The organism is Sphingobium xenophagum, assembly GCF_031457465.1.
GTDB classification, from domain to species: domain Bacteria; phylum Pseudomonadota; class Alphaproteobacteria; order Sphingomonadales; family Sphingomonadaceae; genus Sphingobium; species Sphingobium xenophagum_A.
The window spans coordinates 50,390-75,016 of the sequence record NZ_JAVDWV010000014.1 but is presented as its reverse complement, the minus strand read 5'-3'; the positions used below and the strand labels follow the sequence as shown (position 1 = coordinate 75,016).

Sequence of the window (24,627 nt, the reverse complement as noted above, 5' to 3'; positions counted from 1 at the left end):
GCAAATCAGCCCTTGGCGAAGCGGCCAATAGTGTAGGGTGCGATCGGAATATCGGTCGCGCCCTTGGCAATGATCTCGGCCATCGTCTCGCCCACGCCCGGCCCGATCTGGAAGCCCGACCCCGAAAAGCCGAACGCATAATAGAGCCCGCTGGTCGTCGCGCTTGGCCCCATGACGGGCTGGCTGTCGGGCAGATAGCCCTCGATGCCCGACCAGACACGGATGATATTGAGCTTGCCCAGCGCCGGAGCCAGCCGCCGGATATGCTTCAACTGGCTGACCGTATTTTGCGGCTCAACATAGGCGCGATATTGGTCGGGGAAAGATGGTCCGCGCGTACTGCCACCCAGCACGATATTGCCGCGCGCGACCTGCCGGAAATAGACCGTCTCCTCTTCCACCGGCGTCATCACGCCGACGGCGGGCAGGATGGCATAGGGCACAGGTTCAGTAACGCTCATATTGGGGCCGCGCGGCACGATCGGCACCGGCTCGCCAAATTGCGACGACAGCGCATTGCCCCAGGCGCCCGCTGTCACCAGCAATGTGGGCGCCCGGAACGTCCGTCCGTCCGCTGCACTGACGACGAAATCCTCGCCGATCTTCTGCGCGTCCACGATCTGCGTATGCTCATGGATCACCGCGCCCAGCCGCTCCGCCGCCCGCGCAAAGGCGGGCGCGGCGAGGCGCGGATTGGCATGGCCATCGGTCGCGGAATAGGAACCGGCCAGCACGTCAGGCCCGAAGAAGGGAAATTTGTCGCGCAGCGCATTGCCGCTGAGCAACTCCAGGTCCAGCCCCTCGGCACGCGCCTTGTCGGCATACTCCTCCATCGACCCAACCAGTTCGGGCCGCTCGCGATAACAGACGCGGATATGCCCGGACTGGAGATATTCGACATCTGCGCCCAGCAGCTCGCGCGACCGCCGCCATATATCAATGGCGCGGTTGGCCAGCGGCAATTGGTGGATCGGCCGACCCTGCCGCCGGACATTGCCGAAATTGGTGCCGCTCGCCTGCCGCCCGATCAGGTCGGTTTCCAGCAGCGTGACCGACAGGCCATGGCCGCGCAGGAACAGGGCGGCGGACGACCCCATCAGGCCGCCGCCCACGATGATGACGTCGCTGGCGGCGCTCATGCGTCCGTGTCTCCAATGCTGATATTGAGCGGCTTGACCGGGGCCTGCCCGCGCAAGCGGCCGACCTGCTCGACCGGAACGCCCGCCTGCGCCGCGATCAGTTCAGCGGCGGCGAGGCCGCAATAGCGCCCCTGGCAGCGCCCCATGCCGACCCGGCTGAACGCCTTGGCGCGGTTTGCTTCCTTGGCCCCCGTTTCCCGCATCACGGCGCGCAGATCGCCTGCGGTCACGCCTTCGCACCGGCACAATATCGCCTCGTCGGGCAGGACGCCCGCTTGCTCGGCGGGCCAGGGGAAGGCCGTGGCCAGCCCGCGCGCGAATTTGGCATAGGTGCCGACATCGCCGCGCAGCGACGCCATCTCGCCCTTGTCCACCGGCAGGCCCAGATCGCCCAAAGCCGCAAGCGCGGTCAGCCGCCCGCTCGCCTCAGCCGATCGCGCGCCTAATATCTTCGCCCCATCGCCCGCCAGATAGACGCCCGCCACGCTCGACCGCCCGTCGCCGTCGCGCTCTGGCAGCCATTGGCGAGTGACGGGATCGAAGGCGAAGGCGCAACGCGCCAAATCCGCCAACTGGGTTTCGGGCCGCAGATGATGCCCCATCGCCACCGCATCGCAGGCGATCGTCTGTTCGGCCCCAGCACCGACGCGGAAGCGGATGCCGCTGACGCCATCCTCCGCATTGCCCAATATTTCCAACGGCTTGACGCTATTGCGGACCATCACCCCCGCACGCTTCAACGCCAAAGTCAGCGCCACGCCATTCCACAATACCGACGGCACAGCCAGCAGGTCGGGCAAGGCCTTGATCCGCGCGCTATAGGGCGCGGTGTCCAACACCGCGACGACATCGGCCCCCGCCTGCACATATTGGCTCGCGACCAGATAGAGCAGCGGGCCCGACCCCATGAACACGACCTTATGGCCGATCGACACCGCCTGGCTCTTGAGCGCCACTTGCGCTCCGCCCAGGCTATAGCTGCCGGCAAACTGCCAGCCCTTGACCGGCATCAACCGATCGGTCGCTCCGGTGCAAAGCAACAGCGCGTCGAAGGGCAAAGCCGATTCCATTGTCCGGGTCGCTGTCCGCACATGGCCATCGGCGATGTTCCACACCAGGGTCTCGGCACGATAATCGATGCGGTCCTTCAGGCCGTCGAACGTCTCATGCAGCGCCTGCGCCCGTGGCGCTTCGGTGCCGTAGAGCTTGGCATAGGGGCGGGTGAAATTGTCGGGCTGGCGGCGATAAATCTGCCCGCCGTCGCGCCGTCCCTCGTCCAGCACGACCGGCCGGATGCCCGCCTGCACACAGGCCTCCGCCGCGCGCGTGCCCGCTGGTCCCGCGCCGACGATAATTATGCGTGGGTCGGCCATGTCGCCTCCGGCTGGCTGGTGAGGATACGCTGGCCGGGGGCCGCCAGCGTCGAACAGGCGCGCAGGCGGTCGCCGCTTTCGGTCCATACCCAGCAATCCTGGCATGCGCCCATCAGGCAGAATCCGGCCCGCTTTTCCGGCCCGAATTCGGACTGACGCAAGGCCGCGCCCTGGCTCAGCAGCGCGACCATCAGCGTGTCCCCCTCCAGCGCGGCGACCGGCGCACCATCGACATGCACGGTCAGGCCGGGGCGGTCGGTTTCGCCCAGGCGAACGAAACGGCTCATGACGGGATCAAACTTTCATCTCCATGATGGCATAATATCTGGCTGCCCTTGGCCAGCATCTGGCGGGGCGGCGGGGTGGTATTGCACAGCCCGTCCACCCGCGCGGCGCAGCGCGGCAGGAACCGGCACAGATCAGGATGATCGCTCGACGCGCCGATTGGCGGCGGCGCGGCTCCGGCATGGCTTTCTTCCAGCCAGCCCGCGCGCATTTCCGGCACAGAGCCGATCAGCAGGTCGGTATAGGGATGGAACGGCGCCGTCCCGAACGCCGCGCGCGGTCCGGTCTCGACCATCGTGCCGGAATATAGCACGAGGATGTCGTCGCAGATCGCCCGCACCGTCGAAATGTCGTGGCTGATGAACATCGTTGCGATGCCGAGTTCCCGGCGCAACTCCGCCATCAGCTCCAAAATCGCCGCACCCACCACCGTATCGAGCGCCGAGGTCACTTCGTCGCACAGGATGAGCTGCGGATCGGCCGCCAGCGCGCGCGCCAGATTGATGCGCTGCTTCTGCCCGCCCGACAGGCCGCCGATCGGCCGGTCGATCAGCGTGGCTGGCAGGCGGATGAGGTCGAGCAGTTCCAGCACCCGCAGATGCGCGGCATTGCCCTTCAACCCGTGGTAAAAGGCCAGCGGCCGCGCCAAGATACGCCCGACGCTATGCGCCGGATTCAGCGCCGTATCGGCATTCTGGAACACCAGTTGCACCCGGCGGAACTGCTCGCGGCTGCGGCCTTTGAGGCCCGGCGGCAAAATCTCGCCATCGAGCAGCACCTGCCCGCTGGCAGGCGGTAGCAGCCCGGCGATCACGCGCGCGATCGTCGACTTGCCCGACCCGCTCTCGCCGATCACGCCCAGGGTAGCGCCGCGTTCGATCGTCAGGTTGATGTCGCGCAATACCGGAATGCGCGGCCGACCCTCCTTGTCTATCTTGCCATAGCCTGCGGTCAGCCCTTTGATTTCCAGCAGCGGCGCGGCGGGCAGAGCCGCCTTTGGAGGGGCGGGGCGGATGGCCGGACGCGCGGCGGCCATCAGCGTCTTGGTATACTCATCCGCAGGCGCATGGAGGATCTGCGCCGCCGCGCCGGCCTCCTGTATGCGGCCTTGGCTCAGCACGACGATCTGGTCAGCCATCTGCGCCACCACGGCCAGGTCGTGCGACACATAGATGGCCGTCGCACCGCGCTCCAGCACCACCGCCTTGAACGCGCGCAGCACTTCGATCTGGGTCGTGACGTCCAGCGCGGTGGTCGGCTCGTCCAATATCACTAGTTCAGGATCGGTGATCAGCGCCATCGCCGCCATCAACCGCTGCAACTGCCCGCCCGACAATTGATGCGGGTAGCGGGACCCGATCGTGTCGGGGAAGGGGAGGGCGAGGCCCCGGAACAGCTCGACCGCCTTCGCCTCGGCCTCGCTACGCGGCATCAGGTCGTGGATCAGCGCAGGCTCGATCACCTGTTCCATGATGGTGCGCGACGGGTTGAACGCCGCCGCCGCCGACTGCGCGATATAGGCGATGCGATTGCCGCGCAGCTGCGCCAAGGCGCTGCGATCCAGCTTGGTGAGGTCAACATCGCCGACGTGGATCGAGCCGCCCGCAATCCGTGCGCCGGGCCGGGCGTGGCCCAACAACGTCAGCGCGATCGTCGTCTTGCCCGACCCCGACTCCCCGATCAGCGCCAGCACCTCGCCGCGCTTCAAAGTGAAGTCGATATCGCTGACGATCGGGAAAATCTCGCCCGCCGCATTGCGCGCGGTGACGGTCAGGCCGCGCACTTCGACATGGGGTGCCAATTCGCTCATCGGCCTTTCCCCCGCCCCGGCAGCGCATCGATCAGCAGATTCACGCCAACGGTCAGCGTCGCAATGGCCAGCGCTGGCGCCAAAATCGCGAGCGCCCCTTCGCCCAATCCCGAAATATTCTCGCGCACCAATGATCCCAGATCCGCGTCGGGCGGCTGCACACCAAGGCCGAGGAACGACAGGCCCGACAGCAGCAGCACGATGAACACGAAGCGCAAGCCAAAGTCAGCCAGCAGCGGATGGATCATATTGGGCAATATTTCAGCGATGGCGATATGGAACCGCCCTTCGCCCCGCGCCTTGGCGACCTGTACATAATCCATCTGCGCCAGATTGACCGCCAGCGCGCGGGCGATGCGGTAATTGCCCGGCACATAGGTAAAGGCCGCGATCAGCAACAACAGCCCAAGCGACGATCCGAACGCCGCGACCAGCACCAGTGAGAAGATCTTGGACGGGATGGAGATCAGCATGTCCATGAAACGCGACAACGGCTCGTCGACTTTCGCGCCACCGACCGCCGCCGTCAGCGCCAGCGCGGTGCCGGTGCTGCTCGCGAGCAAAGCCGCTGCTGCCGCCAGTGCTACGGTATAGCGCGCGCCCGACAGCAGGCGGCTCAACACATCGCGACCGAGATAATCGCTGCCCAGCCAATGCGCCGCTGATTGCCCATCGAACACATCATAGGCGACGAAGGCACCGATGGGATAAGGCGCCAGCATCGGCCCGAACAGCGCGACAGCCAACCAGAAGACGACCAGCGCCAGGCCGACCTTGCCCGATAATGGCAGGGCTTTCGCCCGTTTGAGAACAGAAGCGATCATTGCGCGCGCAGCCTGGGGTTGGCGAGGATCGCGGTGACGTCGGCGATCAGCATCAGGATGAGATAGGCGGTGCAGAAGATCATTGCGCAGGCCTGCAACAACGGCATGTCACGGCTGGTGACGGCGTTGACCATCAGGCTGGCGAGGCCGGGATAGTTGAAAATGGTTTCCACGATCACCGCTCCGCCCAGCAGATAGGAGAGGCTGAGCGCCATGGCGTTGACGATCGGGGCGATGGCATTGGGCATGATATGTTTCAGCACGACCCGCACCGGCGTCACGCCTTTCAACACCGCCATCTCGACATAGGGCCGGTCCATCTGGTCGATCACCGCCGCGCGCGTCATGCGGGCCATTTGCGCCACGACGATCACGCACAAAGTCAGGATCGGCATGGCGACGCCGCGCAGATAATCGCCCCAGCCCATGTCATTGGAGGCCATCGCGATCGACGGCAGCCAGCGCAGCTTCACTGAGAAGATAAGCACGGCGATCGTCGCCACCAGAAATTCGGGCACCGCGACCATCGACAGCGTGACGATATTGAGCGCCCGGTCGATCCGTCCGCCCCGGTTCATGGCGGACCCGATGCCGATCGACAGCGCGACCGGAATGGCGACCAGCGCGGTCAGCGCCGCGAGCAGCAGGCTGTTGGGCAGGCGGGCGGAAATCACCTCAGCCACCGGCATATTGGCGACCATCGACTGGCCGGGATCGCCGCTGACCATGCCGGTCAGCCAGCTCACATAACGGACATGGGCGGGACGATCGAGGCCCATTTCATGACGCAGCGCCGCGACCTGTTCCGGCGTCGCGCTCTGGCCCAGCGCCTCCTGCGCGGCATCGCCGGGCAGCAGTTGCGCGATGATGAAGATGGTGACCGACACCATCAGCAGCGTCAGCAGCGACGATGCGAAACGCTTGCCGATCAGGGCCAGCGCAGCCTTTATGCCGCTTTGGGAAGAAGCGCCCGCCATCAGCCTTCCCACCACACATGTTCGGCAAAACGATAGCCCATCATGCCGCCCATCGCGACCGGGAACATGCCCTTCAACCGCCGGTCATAACCGTCGATCAGGTTGATGAACACCGGGATGCCGACCCCGCAATGGTCGCGGACCATCGCCTGCATCTCGCCATAAAGCTGTTTGCGCTTTGCCTGATCAGCCTCGCCGCGTGCTTCCAGCAGCAGCCGGTCGAAGCGCGGATTCTTCCATCCGCTTTCATTCCAGGCTGCGTCCGACTTGTAGAACAGACTGAACAACAAGTCGGCGGTCGGGCGCGGGTTGGTGTTGCCGAAGCCCAGCGGATGCTTCATCCAATGGGTCGACCAATAGCCATCGGCCGGCACGCGATTGACCGCGAGCTTCAGGCCAATGCGCGATCCATATTCCTGCAATATCGACGCCATGTCGACCGATCCGTCGGCGGCGGGCGACGCATAGACAGGCAGCCGCACGCCATCCAGCCCCGACCGTTGCAGATGCCAGCGCGCCTTGTCCAGATCGAGCGCCCGCTGCGGCAGGTCGGCGCGATAATAAGGGTGAAAGGGCGGGATCGGATGGTCATTGCCGATGGTCGCATAGCCGCGATAGAGTGCGCGCTTGATCAACGGCCGATCGAACAGATATTTCATCGTCGCGACGAAATGCGGATTGCCGGTCGGCAAGCGATCCTGCCGCATGATGAGGTTGGTATGCAGCCCCGACTGCGTTTCCATCAACGCATGACCGGCCGACGCCATGATTCGCTTGGTCGATCGCGGATTGACCGCGATCACCAGATGAACGTCCCCCGACAGCAGCGCATTGACCCGGCTCGTTTCGTCGGGAATGCCGATCAGTTCTATCTCGTCGAGATAAGGCTTGCCCGGCTTCCAGAAATTGGGGTTGCGCCGCGCCAGCGTGCGGACGCCGGGACGAAATTGCGCGCACAAATAGGGACCAGTGCCGTTGGCCGTGCGAAAATCGTTCGTGCCTGCGCGCAGGATCAGGAAATGCGATTGGGCGAGGATGGCGGGCAGGTCGGCATTGGGGCCAGTCAGGCGGATCACCAGATCCTGTTTGCCGGTCGCCCTGATCTGCGCGAACTGCTCGGCAATCTGCGCCATCTTCGAAGCCGTCGCCGGGTTCTTGTGCCGCAGCAGGGACCAGACGACATCCTGCGCGGTCAGGCTGGCTCCATCATGGAAGGTGACGCCCTTGCGCAGCCTTATATGCCAGATAATCTGGTCCGCGCTTTCGATCCGCTCGGCCAGGTCGGGCTGGGCATTGAGCTGGCTGTCAAGCTGGGTCAGCCCGCTATAGAACATATAATGGCGGATATAGTCGGTCGACAATGCGCCCTTGGCCGGATCAAGCGTGTCGGCGGTTGAACTTGACAGGCTGGCGGCACGGATGCGTCCGCCCCGGCGCGGCCGACCGGCGGCCAGCGCGCCATCGGGCAGCAGCAGCCCGGCACCCATGCCAAGACCCGCACCCATCAGGCCACGGCGAGAAAGGGGAGACAGAATGTCGGTCAACGGATCACATCCTGCCATTTATACCATAGCCCCACCAGCGGCAGGAACCAGGGCTTGCCGAAATGGCCGGGCACGCTTGGCCAGTCGAGATCTGCCCAGGGGTTTGCGTCCGGCTCGCCGCTCATCACGCGCGCCATCTGCTGCCCCATATGGGTCGCCATCTGCACGCCATGGCCGCTATAGCCCATGGAATAATAGAGCCCGTCCTGCTCGCCCGCGCGCGGCAGTCGGTCGGCGGTCAGGTCGACCATCCCGCCCCAGACATGATCAACGCCCACGCCCTTCAACGCCGGGAATAGGGCGCCCATCGTCTCTTCCAGAATGCGCCCGCTTTTCAGGTCCGACCGGGGATCGCTGATCGCAAAGCGCGCCCGCCCGCCAAAGATCAGGCGATTGTCGGGGGTCAGGCGGAAATAATTGCCGATATTCTTGCTCGTCACATAGTTGCGCCGCCCCGGCAGCAGGCGGTCGATCGTCGCATTGTCGAGCGGTTCCGTCGCGATCACGAAGCTGCCGACCGATATGATCCGCCGCCGGAAGAAACCGAAAGGCGCAGCGGCAGGCGCCCCGCCCGTCGCGACCAGCACTTGGGTTGCATTGATCGTCCCGCGCGCGGACGTCACCCGCCACCCGTGCGGCAGGCGATCGAGACCCTTCACTTCGGCATGTTCATAGATGCGCGCGTCGGCCCGCGCCGCCGCTTCCGCCAATCCCACGCCGAAACGGGCGGGATGCAATTGCGCGCTGGTCGTCTGGATCAGCGCGCCATGAAAGGCGTCCGACCCTATTTCATCCCGAATCTGCTCCGGCGGCACCAGCCGGACATTACTGTCCACTTCGGCCGCCAACAAGTCATGCGCCCGTACCAGCTTGTCATAATGGGCGGGTTTGGCCGCCAGTTTCACCCGGCCGCAGCGATCGAAATCGCAATCAATGCCCTCTTCGCGTGCTAGCCGCTCGACCGTATCCACCGCATCGCAATGCGCGCGATACCAGGCCTTGGCGACGGGCTTGCCGAACTTGGCCGACAAAGCGCCATAGTCATGCGCCGTGCCATTATTGCACTGGCCGCCGTTGCGCCCGGACGCTTCGCCCACGACTTGCCCGGCCTCCAGCAGCACCACGTTTGCGCCGCGCTTGGCCAGCGCCAGCGCCGCCGACAGGCCGGTAAAGCCGCCGCCGATAATCGCGACGTCGACCTTGCCTTCGACCCCACCCTCCGCGCCACCCGTGAAGGGCGGCGCGCTGGCGAGCCAGTAGGAGAGGGGGGAAGCGCGCATCAGCCGATCAAAGACCGACGACGGCTGGCAGGCAACCGATATGCGGTATTTCGACATCGCGATAGAAGGGGTTGGACGGCTCATGGCCGCGCCCCACGAACACGCGGCAGCCGAAATGCAGGTCGGTGGCGGTATTCTGGTCGTAGCGGAAGCTGGACGATACGTGCATCATGTCTTCCGGGTTGGCACCCAGCTGATCGAACATATATTCGAACGCCTGCATCCGGGGCTTATAGGCCTGCGCCATTTGCGCGGTATAGACCGCATGGAAGGGCGCACCCAGCATTGCGACATTATGATGGATCTGGTCGTTCATCGCGTTGGAGAGGATGACGAGCGGGATCTTGTCGCCGATCTTCGACAGGCCGCCGGCCACGTCATCATGCGGACCCCAGGTCGGCACGGCGTTGTACACCGCGTCGGCATCCGCCTCGTTATAGGCGACGCCCCATTTCTCGCAGGTCCGGCGCAGCGAGTTGCGGATGATCTCCTGATAGGGTTCCCATGCTCCCATCACCTGGTCGAAGCGATAGGCGCCCCAATCCTTGCAGAAAGCGGGCAGCTTGTCCGCGTCGATCCGGTCGGCCATGAAAGCGGTCGCCATCTCCGTCATGCGGAAACGGGTCAGCGTGCCATAACAGTCGAAGCTGATAAATTTGGGCCGGAAATTGGGCATCGGCTTAGCGTCCTTTGCAGATTTTGACATTGGCCTTGGCAGCCGGGTGACAGGGGCATTACGACATGGCTGCACCGGAACATGAACCCCATTTCGACGCGGCGCAGCGCAGATTATAGGCTTTTATCGCGCTCCATTCGGCATAGTTTGCCGTGCCCGGCAAGGTGGCGCGATGGACCGAGGAAAATGGGCGTCGACATCCAAAAATGGATAGCATGCAGCATGGAATGTCGCGCGCTCAATAGCCGCGGCCGCGCGCCACTTCGCCCTCCATCGGCTGGCCTGCCTCATAACGGCGAATATTGGCAATCAACGCCCGCGCCGCGCTGTCTGCGCGGGTCATGCTGGCTATATGGGGCGTCATGACGATGCGGGGATGCGTCCAGAAAGCATGTCCGGCGGGCAGGGGTTCTGGATCAAATACATCCAATATCGCGCCTGACAGATGCTGTTCGTCGAGCAAGGTCAGCAGATCCTGCTCCACCAGATGACCGCCTCGTCCGACATTGATCAGGCCGGCTCCTTGCGGCGATTGCGACAGATGCTCGCGGCACAAGATGCCGCGTGTGTCCGGGGTCAAAGGCAACAGGCAGATGAGGATATCGCAACTTGACAGGAAAGCGGGCAAGGCCGCCTCGCCCGCATGGCATGCCACTCCTTCAATGGCGTGGGCCGACCGGCTCCACCCCGATAGCGTGAAACCGAATGGCGCAAGTCCCTCCAGCACGGCCTGCCCCAAATTGCCCAACCCCATCACCCCGACGCGCCGCTGCTCGGCGGGCACCAGCTTGATCGGTGCCCAGCGGCCCTCGCGCTGCGCAATGCCATGGTCGATCAGGTGCCGATGCAGCGCCAGCACCGCCATCGTCACATATTCCACCATGCCCTGGCGAATGCCCGGCTCGATCATCCGCACGACCCGCACATGGCGCGGCAGGCGCGTCATGTCGAACTGGTCGATCCCCGCACCGATCGAAAACAACACGTCCAGCGCGGGCAGGGTGGCGATCAGGTCCGCCGACGGATTCCAGGCGGCAAGATAGCGGATGGTGGCCGGATCATGTGGGTCAGACGGATCGGCAAAGCCTATGTCCGCCGCTTCGGCCGCGAAAATCGCGCGCCAGATGCGGCCGCGTTCGGGATCGGATGTGTAGAGCAGGGTCATGCGTGCCATCCTTGTGCGGGGCAAAAAGAAAAACCGTCGGCAACAGCGGGAGGGCGCTGTTGCCGACGGTCGAGCAGGGCGGAAGACCGCCTCGCCCCTGGTTAGAAGGTAAACGTCCCGCGGATCGTGAAGGAGCGGGGGACGCCCGGCTGCACCCACAAGGCCGCATAGGAGCTGGCATAATATTTCTTGTCGAACAGATTATCGACATTGGCCGACAGCTTGAACTGCTCGTTGATCGTCACCGAACCCAAGATTTTCGCGATCGTGTAGCTCGGCAGGAAGAAGTCCGCTGCCGTCTGGCCCAGCCGCCTGCTGACATGATTGACGCCCGCGCCCAGCATCGCCTCATGATTGCCAATCGAGAAATTCTTGAACAACAGGGCATTGCCCTGATGCTTGGGAATATTGAGCAGCGGATCGTTCTTAAGCACCCCGGCGGAGGCATAATCCTCTGCCCAGCCGGCATCGGTATAGGCATAGGTCACGAACAGTTCGAACCCGGCCGGCAGCTTGGCGTTGATGTCGAACTCCACGCCCTGGCTCTTGGCCTCACCCACCGCGACCGACAGGCCGGTCAGCAGATCGGCGGTCAGGACGTTGCTCTTCTTCATCTTGTAGAGCGACAGCGTGCTGGTGATGCGCCCGTCCGGCGTCACGAACTTCGCACCGACTTCATAGCTGGTGCTGACTTCGGGGGCGAAGGGGTTGTTGTTCACATCGACGCCACTGTTCGGCCGGAAGCCCTTGCCATAGCTCGCATAGAAGGACAGGCTATTGGTCGGTTCGAACACCAGGCCCGCCATCGGGCTGAACTTGGTGTAGGATGCCGGGTTCGTGGGCCCCAACCGATTGTCGACATTCTGGCGGAAATCATCGTAGCGGCCGCCGAAACGGACCTTGAACTGCTCGGTGATCTCAATCTGGTCCTGGGCGTAAATACCCCAGGCCTTCTGCACTTCGTTGGCATCCTGAATTACCGCATTCGGTATGGGTGCCGGGATGCTATAGTTGGGGTTGAAGATGTCGATCGAATAGGACTGGTCTGCGGCGGTCGGGCGATAGCGCAACTGGAGCGTGTCGATTTCGAACTTGTCCCAGTCCCCGCCAACGCGGATATTGTGGACGATCGACCCGGTTTCCAGCTTGCCGCTGATTTCCCCGCGGAACACCATATGCTTAGTGCTATAATCGCGATAGCGGCGCTGGCGTGACAAGGTGCGCCCATCATTGTCGATCCGCTGGCGGCTCAGCGCCAGTTCGGGATCGCTCGAAAAGCCTTCAAACGTCGTATCCTTATAGCCAGCGCCCAGCATCACGACCCAATCGTCGCTCAGGTCATGCTGCAACTGCGCCTGATGGCCGAGCGCCGTGATCTTGATCGGGCCGTCATTGGGGTTGCTCAGGAACCGGCTCTGCGGAATGGCACCCAGCTTGTAGGTGGTGCCAGTCGCCGTCACCGTCGGAATCGCCACCACGCCGCGATCGAACGGCACTTCCTGGTTCACATATTCCAGTTCGTAGGTGAAGATCGTCTTGTCCGACAGCTTCGCCAGGATGGACGGGTTCAGCACATATTTGCGGGTTTCCACCGTGTCACGGAAACTTTCGGCATCCTCGACGGCCCCGGTCAGGCGGATGGCAACACTGTCGCCAAGCGGCATGTTATAGTCGCCCTCGACGCGATAGGTGTTCCACTTGCCACCCGCGACCGTGAAGCTGCCGCCTTCCTTGAAGGTCGGCTTCTTGCTGACGATGTTGATCGTGCCACCCGGCTCGCCGCGCCCGAACAAGGCCGAGTTCGGCCCCTTGAGTACTTCGATCCGCTCGACATTGGAGGCATCACGCGGCCCGGCATAACCACGGCCGCCATTGAAGCCGTTGACCAGGAAGCCGCTTGGGAAATTCTCGTCGCCGGCAAAGCCGCGAATGGCGAAACTGTCCCACAGGCCGCCGAAATTATTCTGCTTCGAAACACCGCTTGCCAGTTCCAGCGCGGTGTCGAGCCGGGTGATGTTCAGGTCGTTGAGCAGCGCGCCTTCCAGAAACTGGACCGCTTGCGGTATTTCCTTGACGGGCGTGTCGCCGAAATATTGGCGCTTGAGTCCCGTGACGACGATACTGCTCTGCTCCTCATCGACCGGAGTCTGGGCAATGGCGACGGCGGGCAGGGCGATGGCGGCGGTGCTGGCGATGAGCGCCAGGCGAAGAGCCGATGATGTGCGCATGATGATATCCCCTATGAAAAATCGCTGTTCCCGAATGTCCTGCGAAACGGGGACCGGCTGGTCTTCTTTTATGGTCCGATGCGGACATTGCGTCCTGTCATCGGCAGCCGGGCCACGGGGTGTTTCCGTCACCTCTTGTTGAATTCAGGCTAGGTTGAGTTACGGATATATTACGTCAAACTTGGCGCATGGGACGGCGCAAAATTGTGAATCGCGTGGCCCTACGGCATGAAAATGCTGCTTGTCGTTACGCCGCCGATCTTGGTGGAAACCCCGAAAAATGGCCGCCTCCGATAAGGAAGGCGGCCTGCGACCCGGAGGGTTCATGCCCTCAGAGATATTTGAGCCACCATATATCCTTGCGCCGCTGCTTGAGCTGCGCGAACCAGCGGGTGGGATAGTAAAGCGGCAGGATCAGCAGCGCGACCCAGATCCAGACGGTGGACAGATTGTCCACGCCGAACACCGTGCCCTTGTTCGGCCCATAGATCATCAGCGCGACATTGTAGATCAGCTTGAGCACATAGAGATGCAGCACATAATAGAACATCGGTGCGCCACCCAGCAGCGCCAGATGCGGCATCACACGGCTGTTCTCGAACTTCTCGAACAAAGCGAGCAGCAGGCAGCCGGTGCCGACCGTTGGCATCAGAAACAGCAAGGAGGGCGGATATTTGGTCAGCGCCAGGAAGCTCATCACCGTGCGCGTCGGATTTTCGCCGACGAACCAGGGCTTGTCGCCATAGACATTGAGGTAGCGGATCAGAATGAAGCCCAGCACAAGGCCAAGGCCGGTCATCAGCAACCGCCGGATGCGCCGTTGCGGATCGCTGCCCTTGGCAAACCACGGCCCGCAGGCATAGCCCAGCAGGATGACGCCGATCCATGGCAAGATGGGATAGGTGGTCTTGACCGCAATGCCGCCAAATTCAATCAGTGACCGCTGATGCAGGATCGCCCAGGCGACATAGCCGGGCTGGTCGGCGGTCAAGCGGATCGGGTCGAGCAGATTGTGCAGGCATACGATGGCCACGCCCACCGCAAATTGCGCGACGCGCGGCAGGTGCAGCAGGGCCGCCAGCGCGATCATCGAAATCCCGATCGCCCAGATCACCTGCAACCAGATCGCCGTGGGCGGAAAGGCGGGGGCCTGCGTCGGCCAGGCATAGCCGACCACGGTAAATTCCAGAACAATCAGGAACAGGCCGCGTTTCAGCAGGAATTCCGACACCTGCCCCTTGCTGTGCGACTGGCCGTAGAGCCAGGCTGACAGGCCGGTGAGCGCCACGAAGGTCGGCGCGCAGAAGGTCGAGAGCAGGCGCGTGTAGAACAACCCCGGATCGGTCGTGTTCGCGTCCACCGGGTCGGTGACCTGCATGTAGAGGAAGAATGTCTCGCGCACATGATCGACCAGCATGAACAGCATGACCAAGCCGCGCAGCGCGTCAATCGCGATCAGGCGGGTACGCGCCTTGGCTGTGGCCATGGGCGACGTTGCGCCGGGACTGAAGGTGGTGGAGGGCGCGTGGCCCGCTAAGCTGCTCATGGCGTCTGTCCCTTTTCCCCGTGGTTCGTTGCGGCACCGCCCGAACCAATTATGATACCCTGTATCATCTATGATCTAGCTTCGCCTCCTCCGAGTAGCAAGCCTTGCTGCAACAGGAAGAGGTGGGACGTCATCACCGAGCGGGCGCAGGGCAGGCCGAAACGCCGCGATCGGGGACTGATCCTAGGGATCAAGGCTATGATGACTGCACGAACGAAAGTGTCGAATATGTCGAATGACTAGGTGGAATATGTCAAAAAAAGGGGGTGAAGAAGCGTTGCGCTCCTTCACCCCCGCTAATGCCTGTATTCGTCAGCCGTTCAGGCGTCTTCGAGCGCGATGGCGTTGACGATATGCGCCTGGGTATATTCCAGCAGTCCCGCTTCGCCCAGTTCCGCGCCCAGGCCCGATTGCTTGACGCCGCGGAAGGGAATGTTCGCGTCGATCGCCATATGCTGGTTGACCCACACCGTGCCGGAATCGATCCGCATGGCGACATCGGTCGCCCGCGCCAGATCCTTGCCCCAAACCGTGCCGCCCAGGCCATAGTCGCTGCCATTGGCGCGGGCGATCACATCGTCGATATCGTCATATTTCAGCACGGGCAGCACCGGGCCGAACTGTTCCTCGCGCACCAGCGGCGCATCATCGTCCAGGTCGCGGACGATCGTCGGTGGCATGAAATAGCCTGGCCGATCGAGCGCATCGCCGCCCGCCAGCACGGTGCCGCGCGTCCGCGCGTCGTCGATCAGCGCCTTGACCTTGTCGAACTGCATCTGGTTCTGGATCGGCCCGATCGTCGTGCCCTGCTTCGACCCGTCATCGACGATCGCCGCCTTGGCGAGCTTCGCCAGTTCGTCGCAAAATTCGTCATACATGGGGGCGGGCACATAGGCGCGCTTGATCGCGATGCAGATCTGTCCGGCATTGGTCATCGCACCCTGATAGACTTTCTGCGCTACTTGCCGCGCATCGACATCATCCAGCACGATCGCCGCGTCATTGCCGCCCAGCTCCAGCGTCACGCGCTTCACCGTCCCGGCCGACGATGCCATCACCTTCTTGCCGGTGGCGGTCGATCCGGTGAAGGCGACCTTGGCGATGTCGGGATGGCCGGTGATCAGCGCGCCCAGCTCATTCTGGTCACACACGATGTTGAGGACGCCGGGCGGCAGGATCGCCTGCGCCATTTCACCGAACAACAAGGTAGTCAGCGGCGTCGTGGGCGCGGGCTTTGCAACCATGCAATTGCCGGTGACCAGGGCCGGTCCCAGCTTGTTCATCAGCAGGATGACCGGGAAGTTCCACGGCGTGATCGACGCGACGACGCCCAGCGGGGTGCGATGTTCGACGACGCGGTTGCCGCCCTCGTCCTTCAGCACCTTTGGCTCCACCCGCATGGCAGCAAAGGCGCGCAGGGTGAAGACGCTGCCCATAATCTCATAGCCCGCCTGATCGAGCGGCTTGCCCTGCTCGCTGGTCAGCAGGCTGGCAAATTCGCCGATTCGCGCTTCCAGGGCGTCGGCGAGCTGGTTGACGAGCGCCGCGCGCGTTTCGACAGGGGTAGCTGCCCAGCCGGGCTGGGCGCGCTTGGCCGCCGCGACGGCGCGCTCCAGCAGCGCTTCATCGGCCTTGGGACATTGGGCAAAAGCTTTGCCAGTCGCTGGATTTACGACATCGAACTGGCTGACTCCGGGCGTGAGTTCGCCGTCGATCAACATGCGGAAATCATGGTCCATCATTCTCTCTCCTGCGCTATCAGGTCGCGCGCCTTGCGGCTTGGCTATCGCTTTCCGCGCCCGCGCATTGTAGCATATGTTTGTGTGCTAAGGATACAATATTGGCAAGGGATGATTGGAGCGGATGAACCAAGGGACCGATCTGCGCGGATTGATAGGCTATCAGATCCAGCGCGCGCACCTCGTAATGGGGGCGGACGCCCGCGCCGCGTTGGCGCCGTTCGACCTGTCGCCCGCCAAGTTCACCGCGCTGCTGCTGATCCGCGATAATCCGGGCTGTGACCAGACGGCGCTTGGCCGGGCGCTGAGCGTCAACCGGTCCAGCGCGATGAAGCTGGTCAACATATTGGAGGAGCGCGGACTGGTCGAACGGCGGGCCGGGCGCGATCTTCGCACCAATGCGCTGTTCCTCCTGCCCGAAGGGGAAGTGCAGATTGGCGCGATGATCGAAGCGGTGCATCAGTCTGATGCCCGGATGACCCAGGGTTTGAGCCGACAAGAGGCTGAACAACTGCTGGTGCTGCTGCGCAAGATCAGCGGGGAAGAGCCGATGTCGGACAGCGAAGCGGACACTGGTATCGCCTAAACGGGTTGCGTAAATTGTATCCCTGGCGCACAATGTTGCCAACATTGGGCGGCTGATTCGAAGCCTTGCCGCCTGTAGGGGAGGATCGCGCGTGACCGACATGATGAACCTGGACCGGCTGCTGCGCCCGCGATCAGTGGCGATTATCGGCGCATCGGACAAGCCGGGCGCGCTCGGCGCATCGGTGCTGGCCAATCTGGAGCGGCAGGGCTTTGCCGGGGCCATTCATCTGGTCAACCCAAAGCGGATAGAGATTGGCGGGCGGCCCTGCGTCGCGTCGGTCGATGACTTGCCCGAAGGCGTCGATGCTGCGATTCTGGCGATCCCGCGCGTCGGCGTGCTGGATGCGATGCGCGGCTTGGCCCGGCGCGGGGCGGGCGCGGCGGTGATCTTCTCGGCCGGTTTTGCCGAAGACGGCCCGCAGGGGCTTGCCGATCAGGAGGAAATCGCCCGCATCGCGCGTGAGGCGGGGATGGTGGTGGAAGGCCCCAATTGCCTCGGCCTCGTCAATTTCCGCGACAATGTCTCGCTGACCTTCATCGACATGCCGCCAGCGCGCGCGCAGGGCGACCGGCGCGTCGGCATCGTGTCGCAATCGGGCGCGATGGCCGCGGTGCTGGCGACGACGATGATCCATCGCGACGTACCGCTCAACTGCTATATCTCCACCGGCAATGAAGCGGCGAGCGGGATCGAGGATTATCTCGCCTATCTGGTCGACCAGCCCGACACCGCCGTCATCGGCATGATCGCCGAACATATTCGCGACCCGGCCCGTTTCCTCGCCGCCGCGCGCGCGGCGCGGACGGCGGGCAAGCAGGTCGTGCTGCTCCATCCGGGCCGCAGCGCGGCGGGTGCGGCGAGCGCCGCCACCCATACCGGCGCGATGGCGGGCGATCATGCCGTCATGGCGGTGCATGTCGAACGCGCCGGGGTGATCCTGGTCGACTCGCTCGAAGAATTGGGGGACGTGGTCGAAATATTGGCGCGCAACGCAGCGATCGGTACGGGCGGCACTGGCGTCATTGCGGAATCGGGCGCGTTCAAGGCGATGATGCTCGACCTGTCGGAAGCGGTCGAGCTGGACCTGCCCGCGCTGAGCGATGCCGACAGCCCGGCCTTGCGCGCGGCCCTGCCCGATTTCGTGCCGGTCACCAATCCGCTGGACGTCACCGCGCAAGGGCTGGTCGATCCGGGCCTCTATGGCCGCACCTTGTCCGCTTTGGTGAACGATGACCGCATCGGCACGATTTTGGTGACGCTGATCCAGACCGCGCCCGCGACATCGCACATCAAATTCGCCGCCGTGCTCGATGCCCTCGCCACCTTGCGTCCGACCAAGCCGATCATCATCGGCGGGGTCGATGAAGGCGGCGGCGTGCTGGATGCGGACATTGCGGCATTGCGCGACGCGGGCGCGACCTATCTCCCCACCGCCGAGCGCGCCGTCCGCGCGCTGGCGCGGATCAGCGGCGCGGCTGCGCGTGATTTCGCGGCTGGACCGCTCAACGCCGAACCGGTCGCCGATCTGGCACAGCTAGGCAGCACTATCCCCGAATATCGGTCCAAAGAGATTATGGGCGCGCGCGGTATCGCCTTCCCGGCTTTCGCGCTGGCGCAGACGCTGGAAGAGGCGGTGCTGGCAGCGGATCGCCTCGGCTATCCGGTTGTGCTGAAGGCGCAATCGCCCGAACTGCCGCACAAGAGCGATGCGGGCGGCGTGATCGTCGGCCTCAAGAACCGCGAGGAACTGGCCGATGGCTGGGCGCGGCTCGCCGCCAATCTGGCGGCCTCGCGCCCCGACCTGTCGCTCGACGGCGTGCTGGTCGAGGGGATGGCGGACAAGGGCGTCGAACTGATCGTCGGCGCGCGCAACGACCCGCATTGGGGCGCGACCATCCTGGTCGGCTTTGGCGGCGTCGCGGCCGAACTGCTCCACGATGTCTGCCTGCTCCCGCCCGACCTGCCGCGCGCGGCGATCATCACGCGCATTCGCAAACTGCGCATGGCCCCCTTGCTCGACGGCTTTCGTGGCGCGCCGGTCATGGACATCGAAGCGGTCGCCGATGTCGTGCAGCGGCTCGGCCAGATGGTCGCGGCGACCCCGCAAATCCGCGAGGTCGATCTCAACCCGGTGATTGTCTATCCGCAGGGCAAGGGGGCGTTGGCGCTCGACGCGCTCATCTCGCTCTGACACAGACGACGCACCGGCGATTTGACTTGGCAAATTGTTTCGCTAGCATACAATGGCGGAACAAGTGCCGGAGAGAAAGTCCCCCATGTCGAGCATAACCCTGCCTGCGGATGATCCGCGCAGCATCCTGGCAGACCGGCCGATGCGCCTGCCGCAGGTGGTGGCGATATTCATCTGCTTTCTGCTCAACGCGCTCGACGGGTTCGACGTGCTGGCGGTGACATTCGCAGCGCCGGGCATCGCCAAGGATTGGGGCGTCGGCCCAAGCGCGATCGGTATCATCGTATCGACCGGCCTGGTCGGTATGGTGATCGGGTCGCTGACCTTGGGACAATTGGCCGACCGCATCGGGCGGCGGCGGCAGATTTTGCTGTGCCTGGTCATCATGACATTCGGCATGCTTGCCTCCGCCTTCGCGACCGGGGTGGTGATGCTGAGCATATTGCGCATCCTGACGGGCCTTGGGCTGGGCGCGATGCTGGCGGCGATCAATGCCATGTCGGCCGAGTTCGCCAATCGCCGCCGTCGCGACCTGGCGGTCAGCATCATGGCGGCGGGCTATCCGGTCGGCGGCATCATCGGCGGCTGGGGCGCGGCGCAATTGCTGCGCACGGACGGCTGGGAAGCGATCTTCCTGTTCGGCGCGGGCGCGACGGCGCTGATGATACCGCTCGTCCTGATCTTCCTGCCCGAATCCATCGGCTGGCTGGCAACGCGCGGCGCACCCGATGCGCTGGCCAAGATCAACGTCATCCTGCGTCGCCTGGGCCAACCGCAAGCGGCGCAACTGGTCGCGCTGAACCTGCCCAAGGCGTCGATGCGCGCGCTGTTCCTCGATCGCTACCGTGTCATCACGATCGCGCTGATCATCGTCTACGGCTTGCACATGATGACCTTCTACTATGCGCTGGGCTGGGCACCCTCGCTGGTGGTCGATCTGGGGTTCGATCCTTCGCGCGCCAGCATAGTGTCGGTCTTCATGAATATGGGTGGAGCGATCGGCGGGCTGACGCTGGGGTTCCTGTCGCCCTGGCTCGGCCTGCGGCGGTTGTTGCTGCTGGCCATGGCGGGCGCGGGTATTGCGGTCGCCGTGTTCGGCGTGGTGCCCGGCGACTTCCTCTGGCTGCAGATTGCCGCCTTCGTGCTGGGCTTCCTTGCTAATGGGTCGGTCGTGGGCCTCTATGCGCTGATCGCCAATGTCTTCCCCACCACCTTGCGCGCGACGGGCACGGGCGCGGTCATCGGCTTCGGGCGCTTCGGCGCAGCGCTTGGCCCGTTCCTCGCGGGGCAATTGCTGGCCGCCGGGGCCGGGCGCGGGTTGACCTCGCTGCTGCTGGGGCTGGGATCGCTGGGGGCTGCCGCCGTGCTGCTGGCAGTGCAGATGCGCAACGCGGACGAGAATGGCTAGGGTAGGGCGCGCTTAGCCCCGGCGGACCGTCACTTCGGCCCCGGCCATGCCTCGCGTCAGGGCGAAGGGTTTGTCGACGCTCACCCGCGCTTCGACCACGCCGCTCATGGCGAGGCAGCAGGCGCCCAGTCTTTGCGCGAACATCTCGATCAACGGGATATGCACCAGCGCCAGATCTTCGGCGGCCTGCGCCACCTTGCGATAATCGACCGTCTCGCCGATCGCCTCGACCTGGCCCACGGCCAGCGTCAGTTCGACCGAAATGACCAGCGGTTGCCGCCGTCCGATCTCGTCGGGGTTGATGCCGATATCGGCCAGCAGCGGAAGGTCGCGCACGCGGACCTTGGTCGTGCAGATACTGTCGCTCATGTCCTCGCCCTTTCCGCCGCCAATACCGTATTGTGCAACAGGCAGGCGATGGTCATCGGACCCACGCCACCTGGCACGGGCGTCACCGCCCTGGCATGGTCCAGTTCCTGCGTCGCGCAATCGCCGACGATCTGCGATGATCCGTCCGCCTGCGCGATGCGATTGATGCCGACGTCGATCACGATCGCGCCGGGCTTCACCCAATAGCCGCGCACCAGATGCGGCGCGCCCGCGGCTGCAACGATGATGTCCGCCTTGCGCGCGATATCGGGCAAATGCAGCGTTTCGATATGGGTGACGGTGACCGTCGCCTCCCGCTCCAGCAGCAGCATGGCGACCGGCTTGCCGACGATATTGGATTTGCCGATGACCACCGCATTGAGCCCGCGATAATCATCGATCACGCTGTCGAGCAGGCGCATGATGCCGAGCGGCGTGCAGGGCACCAGCCCGCCCGTGCCAGTGGACAGCCGCCCGACATTGACCGGATGGAACCCGTCCACATCCTTGGCGGGATCGATTCGGTCCAATACCAGCGCTGCGTCGATATGGGGGGGCAGGGGCAGTTGGATCAAAATGCCATGAATGGCCGGATCGCTGTTTAGCAGGTCGATCAAAGTCAGCAGGGCGTCCTGTGGATGATCGACCGGCAACCGATGTTCGACCGACCGGATGCCGACCCGCGCGCATTCGCTGATCTTGCGGCGGACATAGACCTGGCTCGCCGGATCGTCGCCGACCAGCACCACCGCCAGCGCGGGCGGCTGGCCGCTATCCGCGACCATCGCCGCGACGCGCGCCGCCGTTTCGTCCGACAGGGCGCGCGCCATGGCGCGCCCGTCGATGATCTGCGCCATGGGCCTTTAGGCCTTGAAGACGACGGTGCGTGCGCCGTTGCGGAACACCCGGCCCTGCAGATGATGCTGCACGGCGGTCGCCAGCACGCGCCGTTCGATATCGCGGCCCTTGCGCACCAGATCATCGGGCGTGTCGGCATGGTTGATGGCCTCGACATCCTGATGGATGATCGGCCCTTCATCCAGGTCGGCGGTGACATAATGGGCGGTGGCGCCGATCATCTTGACGCCGCGCGCATGCGCCTGGTGATAGGGCTTGGCACCCTTGAAACCGGGCAGGAAGCTGTGATGGATGTTGATGCAGCGGCCCGACAGGAAGCCCGCCAGATCGTCGCTCAATATCTGCATATAGCGCGCCAGCACGATGAGGTCGGCGCCGGTTTCCTCGACGATCGCCTTGATCTGCGCTTCCTGCTGCGGCTTGGTATCCTTGGTGATCGGCAGATGGTGGAACGGCACGTCGCCGATCAGCGATATGGTCAGCGCCTCGCGCGGATGGTTGCACACGATGCCGACCACATCCATGTTCAATTCGCCGATGCGCCAGCGATAGAGCAGGTCGCCCAGGCAATGGTCGAACTTGCTGACCATTAACAGCACCTTCTGCCGCTCGTTGCGGCGGCGCAGGTTCCATTCCATGCCGCGCTCGTTCGCCAGTCCGGCAAAGGCCGCCCGCAGCGTTTCGACGGCACCGGGGGCGATTTCAAATTCCACCCGCATGAAGAAGCGATCGGTCAGCTTGTCGTTGAACTGCTGCGCGTCGGTGATGTTGCCGCCCTGCTGGGTCAACAGGGTGGCGACATCGGCGACCAGACCCGGCCGGTCGTCGCATTGCAGGGTCAGGGTGCAGATTTCACTCACATCGCTTCTCCGGTAATCATGCGCGCTCAGTGGCGGGCCGTATAATCATTGATCCATTCGACGGTCTTGGTCAGGCCGCCAAAGGGGTAGAAGTGCAGGCGCACCTTGCCATGCTGGTCGCCAAGGCCGCTGGCAAGCGCATCGACCAGCTTGTCGGGACCGGCGGTGCCGATCAGCTTGGTGATCGAAATGCCATATTTGGTCAGCACCGATGCCGATGCCCCCACGCCGCATCGGGCGGCAAAGCGCATCAGCGTCTTGATGCCCGCTGGCCCTGGAATGCCGATCCGCACCGGCGCGTCGATGCCGCGCTGGCGAAGGTCCGACAGCCAGCTTAGCACCGGGGCGGCATCGAAGCTGAACTGGGTGACGATCAACGGGGCCATGCCGCGCTGTTCGATTTCCGCGCATTTTTCGATCAGCACGGCGAAACATTGGTCGGGCGTCATATTGGGGTGCCCCTCCGGGTGGCCGCCAACGCCGATCGCCTTGATCCCGGCGCGCTCGAACGCGCCGGTGCGAATGAGGGCCATGCTGTCCGAATAGGGGCCGGCCGCTTCGGGCGGATCGCCCGCGATCACGAAGCAGCGCTGGACGCCCGCTTCGCGCACGACCGCAGCCAGATAGGTTTCGAAATCATCGCCCGATTCCAGCCGCCGCGCGGAAAAATGGGGCATGGGTTCGAACCCCAGCGATCGCACCAGCTTCGCCGCAGCAATGCGCGCTTCCAGCGACTCGCCGGGCAGGAAGGTGACGGCCACCGGCGTTTCGGCCGCCATGGTCGGCGCGGCCTCGCGCAGCGCGTCGATGTCCTTTGCGGTGATCTCCAGCGAATAGCCATCGGTCATGCCCTTGGGCGGCAGATCCCAGTTCGGATGGATCGACGGCAGGGTCATCATTCTCTCCCATGATGGTGTTCGGGCTGGGCCACGCGGCTTTCCTCGATGCATTTTCCTCTAGCGCAGTTGCCTACATTCGTATAGATGAAATTTTCATGAGTGCGAAATCAACCGATCAGGACGGTGCTGCTAGCCCCCTCATCATCCTTCCGGGGCTGATGTGCGATTCGCGCATGTTCGGCGCGACGCTCGGCGCTTTCCCGGACAGCCGCGCGATCGACGGCTATTATGGCGGTGCGGACCGGATCGAGACGATGGCCGACTATGCGTTGGCGCATATGCCCGCCCGCGCGGCGCTGCTGGGCCATTCCATGGGCGCGCGCATCGCGCTCGAAGTTGTGCGCAAGGCCCCTGAACGGGTCGAGCGGCTGGCGCTGGTCGATACCGGCGTCCACACGCCCAAGCCTGGCGAGCGCGAAGGTCGCTATGCGCTGCGCGACCTCGGCCGGACGCAGGGCATGGCCGCGCTGGTGGCGCAATGGCTGCCGCCGATGCTCGGCTTTGCGGGGCTGCGCAACGAAGCGCTGATGGATAGCCTCTATGCCATGACTGTTTCGGCAGGCTTGCCAGTCTATGAGGCGCAGATCGAAGCCTTGCTCAACCGCCCGTCGGTCGATGCGCTGCTGCCGACCATCGCCTGCCCGACCTTCGCCATGGTCGGGCGGCAGGATCAATGGTCGCCGGTCGCCCAGCATGAGGCGATCGTCACCGCCATTCCCGGCGCGCAACTGCGCGTCGTCGAAGGGGCGGGGCATATGCTGCCCGCCGAAGCGCCCGAAGCCTTCAACCAGATATTGCGGGAATGGCTGTCATGGCCGCCTGCATGAATGACGATTTCAGTATGTTTTCCGTGTCTAAGGAGAGAAT

At 64.1% G+C, this 24,627-nt stretch carries 21 protein-coding genes; 4 read left to right on the top strand and 17 right to left on the bottom strand.

What is annotated here, in order from left to right:
• Nucleotides 1-5 precede the first annotated feature (5 nt).
• The 13 genes from J2W40_RS15150 to J2W40_RS15090 form a co-directional block, all read right to left on the bottom strand.
• A complete protein-coding gene (locus J2W40_RS15150; RefSeq protein WP_310226278.1) occupies nucleotides 6-1,139 on the bottom strand; it encodes an NAD(P)/FAD-dependent oxidoreductase in 1,134 nt (377 codons plus the stop codon).
• Nucleotides 1,136-2,512, bottom strand: a complete 1,377-nt coding sequence (locus J2W40_RS15145; RefSeq protein WP_310226276.1) for an FAD/NAD(P)-dependent oxidoreductase — start codon at nucleotides 2,510-2,512, stop codon at nucleotides 1,136-1,138. The genes J2W40_RS15150 and J2W40_RS15145 overlap by 4 nt, the downstream gene beginning before the upstream one ends.
• Nucleotides 2,494-2,799: a (2Fe-2S)-binding protein gene (locus J2W40_RS15140; RefSeq protein ID WP_310226274.1), complete on the bottom strand. Its 306-nt coding sequence runs from the start codon at nucleotides 2,797-2,799 to the stop codon at nucleotides 2,494-2,496. The genes J2W40_RS15145 and J2W40_RS15140 overlap by 19 nt, the downstream gene beginning before the upstream one ends.
• On the bottom strand, nucleotides 2,796-4,607 hold the full coding sequence (locus J2W40_RS15135; RefSeq protein ID WP_310226272.1) for an ABC transporter ATP-binding protein: 1,812 nt from the start codon (nucleotides 4,605-4,607) through the stop codon (nucleotides 2,796-2,798). Before J2W40_RS15135 ends, J2W40_RS15140 begins: the two co-directional genes overlap by 4 nt.
• Nucleotides 4,604-5,431 (bottom strand): ABC transporter permease, encoded by an 828-nt coding sequence (locus tag J2W40_RS15130; RefSeq protein WP_310226270.1) that lies wholly within the window; start codon nucleotides 5,429-5,431, stop codon nucleotides 4,604-4,606. The genes J2W40_RS15135 and J2W40_RS15130 overlap by 4 nt, the downstream gene beginning before the upstream one ends.
• A complete protein-coding gene (locus J2W40_RS15125; protein ID WP_310226268.1) occupies nucleotides 5,428-6,408 on the bottom strand; it encodes an ABC transporter permease in 981 nt (326 codons plus the stop codon). Before J2W40_RS15125 ends, J2W40_RS15130 begins: the two co-directional genes overlap by 4 nt.
• The gene (locus J2W40_RS15120; RefSeq protein WP_310226266.1) at nucleotides 6,408-7,952 is read right to left on the bottom strand and encodes an ABC transporter substrate-binding protein; all 1,545 of its coding nucleotides are present in this window, start codon (nucleotides 7,950-7,952) and stop codon (nucleotides 6,408-6,410) included. The genes J2W40_RS15125 and J2W40_RS15120 overlap by 1 nt, the downstream gene beginning before the upstream one ends.
• A complete protein-coding gene (locus J2W40_RS15115) occupies nucleotides 7,949-9,232 on the bottom strand; it encodes an NAD(P)/FAD-dependent oxidoreductase (RefSeq protein WP_310226264.1) in 1,284 nt (427 codons plus the stop codon). The genes J2W40_RS15120 and J2W40_RS15115 overlap by 4 nt, the downstream gene beginning before the upstream one ends.
• A gap of 7 nt (nucleotides 9,233-9,239) precedes the next feature.
• On the bottom strand, nucleotides 9,240-9,908 hold the full coding sequence (locus tag J2W40_RS15110; protein ID WP_310226262.1) for a haloacid dehalogenase type II: 669 nt from the start codon (nucleotides 9,906-9,908) through the stop codon (nucleotides 9,240-9,242).
• A 238-nt stretch (nucleotides 9,909-10,146) separates the two neighbouring features.
• The gene (locus tag J2W40_RS15105; RefSeq protein WP_310226260.1) at nucleotides 10,147-11,073 is read right to left on the bottom strand and encodes a 2-hydroxyacid dehydrogenase; all 927 of its coding nucleotides are present in this window, start codon (nucleotides 11,071-11,073) and stop codon (nucleotides 10,147-10,149) included.
• Nucleotides 11,074-11,174: 101 nt separating this feature from the next.
• Entirely contained in the window at nucleotides 11,175-13,301 is a 2,127-nt protein-coding gene (locus tag J2W40_RS15100; protein ID WP_310226258.1) for a TonB-dependent siderophore receptor, read from the bottom strand.
• Between the two features lie 331 nt (nucleotides 13,302-13,632).
• The gene (locus J2W40_RS15095; RefSeq protein WP_310226256.1) at nucleotides 13,633-14,847 is read right to left on the bottom strand and encodes an acetyltransferase domain-containing protein; all 1,215 of its coding nucleotides are present in this window, start codon (nucleotides 14,845-14,847) and stop codon (nucleotides 13,633-13,635) included.
• 320 nt (nucleotides 14,848-15,167) lie between these two features.
• Complete coding sequence (locus tag J2W40_RS15090) at nucleotides 15,168-16,586, bottom strand: aldehyde dehydrogenase family protein (RefSeq protein WP_310226410.1); 1,419 nt, start codon at nucleotides 16,584-16,586, stop codon at nucleotides 15,168-15,170.
• 124 nt (nucleotides 16,587-16,710) lie between these two features.
• Between J2W40_RS15090 and J2W40_RS15085 the strand changes: the two genes are divergently transcribed.
• The 3 genes from J2W40_RS15085 (at nucleotide 16,711) to J2W40_RS15075 (ending at nucleotide 20,774) form a co-directional block, all read left to right on the top strand.
• Nucleotides 16,711-17,172 carry a MarR family winged helix-turn-helix transcriptional regulator gene (locus J2W40_RS15085; protein ID WP_310226254.1) on the top strand — a complete coding sequence of 154 codons (462 nt, stop codon included), beginning with the start codon at nucleotides 16,711-16,713 and terminating at the stop codon, nucleotides 17,170-17,172.
• 100 nt (nucleotides 17,173-17,272) lie between these two features.
• Complete coding sequence (locus J2W40_RS15080) at nucleotides 17,273-19,366, top strand: acetate--CoA ligase family protein (protein WP_310226408.1); 2,094 nt, start codon at nucleotides 17,273-17,275, stop codon at nucleotides 19,364-19,366.
• Between the two features lie 85 nt (nucleotides 19,367-19,451).
• Entirely contained in the window at nucleotides 19,452-20,774 is a 1,323-nt protein-coding gene (locus J2W40_RS15075) for an MFS transporter (RefSeq protein WP_043149332.1), read from the top strand.
• 12 nt (nucleotides 20,775-20,786) lie between these two features.
• On the opposite strand, the gene J2W40_RS15070 is transcribed toward J2W40_RS15075, so the two are convergent.
• Genes J2W40_RS15070 through J2W40_RS15055 form a run of 4 tightly spaced genes read right to left on the bottom strand, consistent with a single transcriptional unit; the run spans nucleotide 20,787 to nucleotide 23,757 of the window.
• The gene (locus J2W40_RS15070) at nucleotides 20,787-21,143 is read right to left on the bottom strand and encodes a dihydroneopterin aldolase (protein ID WP_310226252.1); all 357 of its coding nucleotides are present in this window, start codon (nucleotides 21,141-21,143) and stop codon (nucleotides 20,787-20,789) included.
• Nucleotides 21,140-22,000 (bottom strand): bifunctional methylenetetrahydrofolate dehydrogenase/methenyltetrahydrofolate cyclohydrolase FolD, encoded by an 861-nt coding sequence (gene folD, locus J2W40_RS15065; RefSeq protein WP_310226250.1) that lies wholly within the window; start codon nucleotides 21,998-22,000, stop codon nucleotides 21,140-21,142. The genes J2W40_RS15070 and folD overlap by 4 nt, the downstream gene beginning before the upstream one ends.
• 6 nt (nucleotides 22,001-22,006) lie before the next feature.
• A complete protein-coding gene (gene purU, locus J2W40_RS15060) occupies nucleotides 22,007-22,861 on the bottom strand; it encodes a formyltetrahydrofolate deformylase (protein ID WP_310226248.1) in 855 nt (284 codons plus the stop codon).
• A 26-nt stretch (nucleotides 22,862-22,887) separates the two neighbouring features.
• Complete coding sequence (locus tag J2W40_RS15055; RefSeq protein WP_310226406.1) at nucleotides 22,888-23,757, bottom strand: methylenetetrahydrofolate reductase; 870 nt, start codon at nucleotides 23,755-23,757, stop codon at nucleotides 22,888-22,890.
• Between the two features lie 98 nt (nucleotides 23,758-23,855).
• Here J2W40_RS15055 and J2W40_RS15050 point away from each other — a divergent pair, with 98 nt between their 5' ends.
• The gene (locus J2W40_RS15050) at nucleotides 23,856-24,587 is read left to right on the top strand and encodes an alpha/beta fold hydrolase (protein ID WP_310226246.1); all 732 of its coding nucleotides are present in this window, start codon (nucleotides 23,856-23,858) and stop codon (nucleotides 24,585-24,587) included.
• Nucleotides 24,588-24,627 lie beyond the last annotated feature (40 nt).

Coding starts and splice junctions, on each gene's coding strand:
- folD (WP_310226250.1), bottom strand. CDS start 22,000: ATGGCGCAGATCATCGACGGGCGCGCCATGGCGCGCGCCCTGTCGGAC.
- J2W40_RS15125 (WP_310226268.1), bottom strand. CDS start 6,408: ATGGCGGGCGCTTCTTCCCAAAGCGGCATAAAGGCTGCGCTGGCCCTG.
- J2W40_RS15050 (WP_310226246.1), top strand. CDS start 23,856: ATGAGTGCGAAATCAACCGATCAGGACGGTGCTGCTAGCCCCCTCATC.
- J2W40_RS15055 (WP_310226406.1), bottom strand. CDS start 23,757: ATGACCCTGCCGTCGATCCATCCGAACTGGGATCTGCCGCCCAAGGGC.
- J2W40_RS15090 (WP_310226410.1), bottom strand. CDS start 16,586: ATGGACCATGATTTCCGCATGTTGATCGACGGCGAACTCACGCCCGGA.
- J2W40_RS15070 (WP_310226252.1), bottom strand. CDS start 21,143: ATGAGCGACAGTATCTGCACGACCAAGGTCCGCGTGCGCGACCTTCCG.
- J2W40_RS15095 (WP_310226256.1), bottom strand. CDS start 14,847: ATGAGCAGCTTAGCGGGCCACGCGCCCTCCACCACCTTCAGTCCCGGC.
- J2W40_RS15145 (WP_310226276.1), bottom strand. CDS start 2,512: ATGGCCGACCCACGCATAATTATCGTCGGCGCGGGACCAGCGGGCACG.
- J2W40_RS15100 (WP_310226258.1), bottom strand. CDS start 13,301: ATGCGCACATCATCGGCTCTTCGCCTGGCGCTCATCGCCAGCACCGCC.
- J2W40_RS15075 (WP_043149332.1), top strand. CDS start 19,452: ATGTCGAGCATAACCCTGCCTGCGGATGATCCGCGCAGCATCCTGGCA.
- J2W40_RS15105 (WP_310226260.1), bottom strand. CDS start 11,073: ATGACCCTGCTCTACACATCCGATCCCGAACGCGGCCGCATCTGGCGC.
- J2W40_RS15110 (WP_310226262.1), bottom strand. CDS start 9,908: ATGCCCAATTTCCGGCCCAAATTTATCAGCTTCGACTGTTATGGCACG.
- J2W40_RS15150 (WP_310226278.1), bottom strand. CDS start 1,139: ATGAGCGCCGCCAGCGACGTCATCATCGTGGGCGGCGGCCTGATGGGG.
- J2W40_RS15115 (WP_310226264.1), bottom strand. CDS start 9,232: ATGCGCGCTTCCCCCCTCTCCTACTGGCTCGCCAGCGCGCCGCCCTTC.
- J2W40_RS15130 (WP_310226270.1), bottom strand. CDS start 5,431: ATGATCGCTTCTGTTCTCAAACGGGCGAAAGCCCTGCCATTATCGGGC.
- J2W40_RS15085 (WP_310226254.1), top strand. CDS start 16,711: ATGAACCAAGGGACCGATCTGCGCGGATTGATAGGCTATCAGATCCAG.
- J2W40_RS15135 (WP_310226272.1), bottom strand. CDS start 4,607: ATGAGCGAATTGGCACCCCATGTCGAAGTGCGCGGCCTGACCGTCACC.
- J2W40_RS15140 (WP_310226274.1), bottom strand. CDS start 2,799: ATGAGCCGTTTCGTTCGCCTGGGCGAAACCGACCGCCCCGGCCTGACC.
- J2W40_RS15080 (WP_310226408.1), top strand. CDS start 17,273: ATGATGAACCTGGACCGGCTGCTGCGCCCGCGATCAGTGGCGATTATC.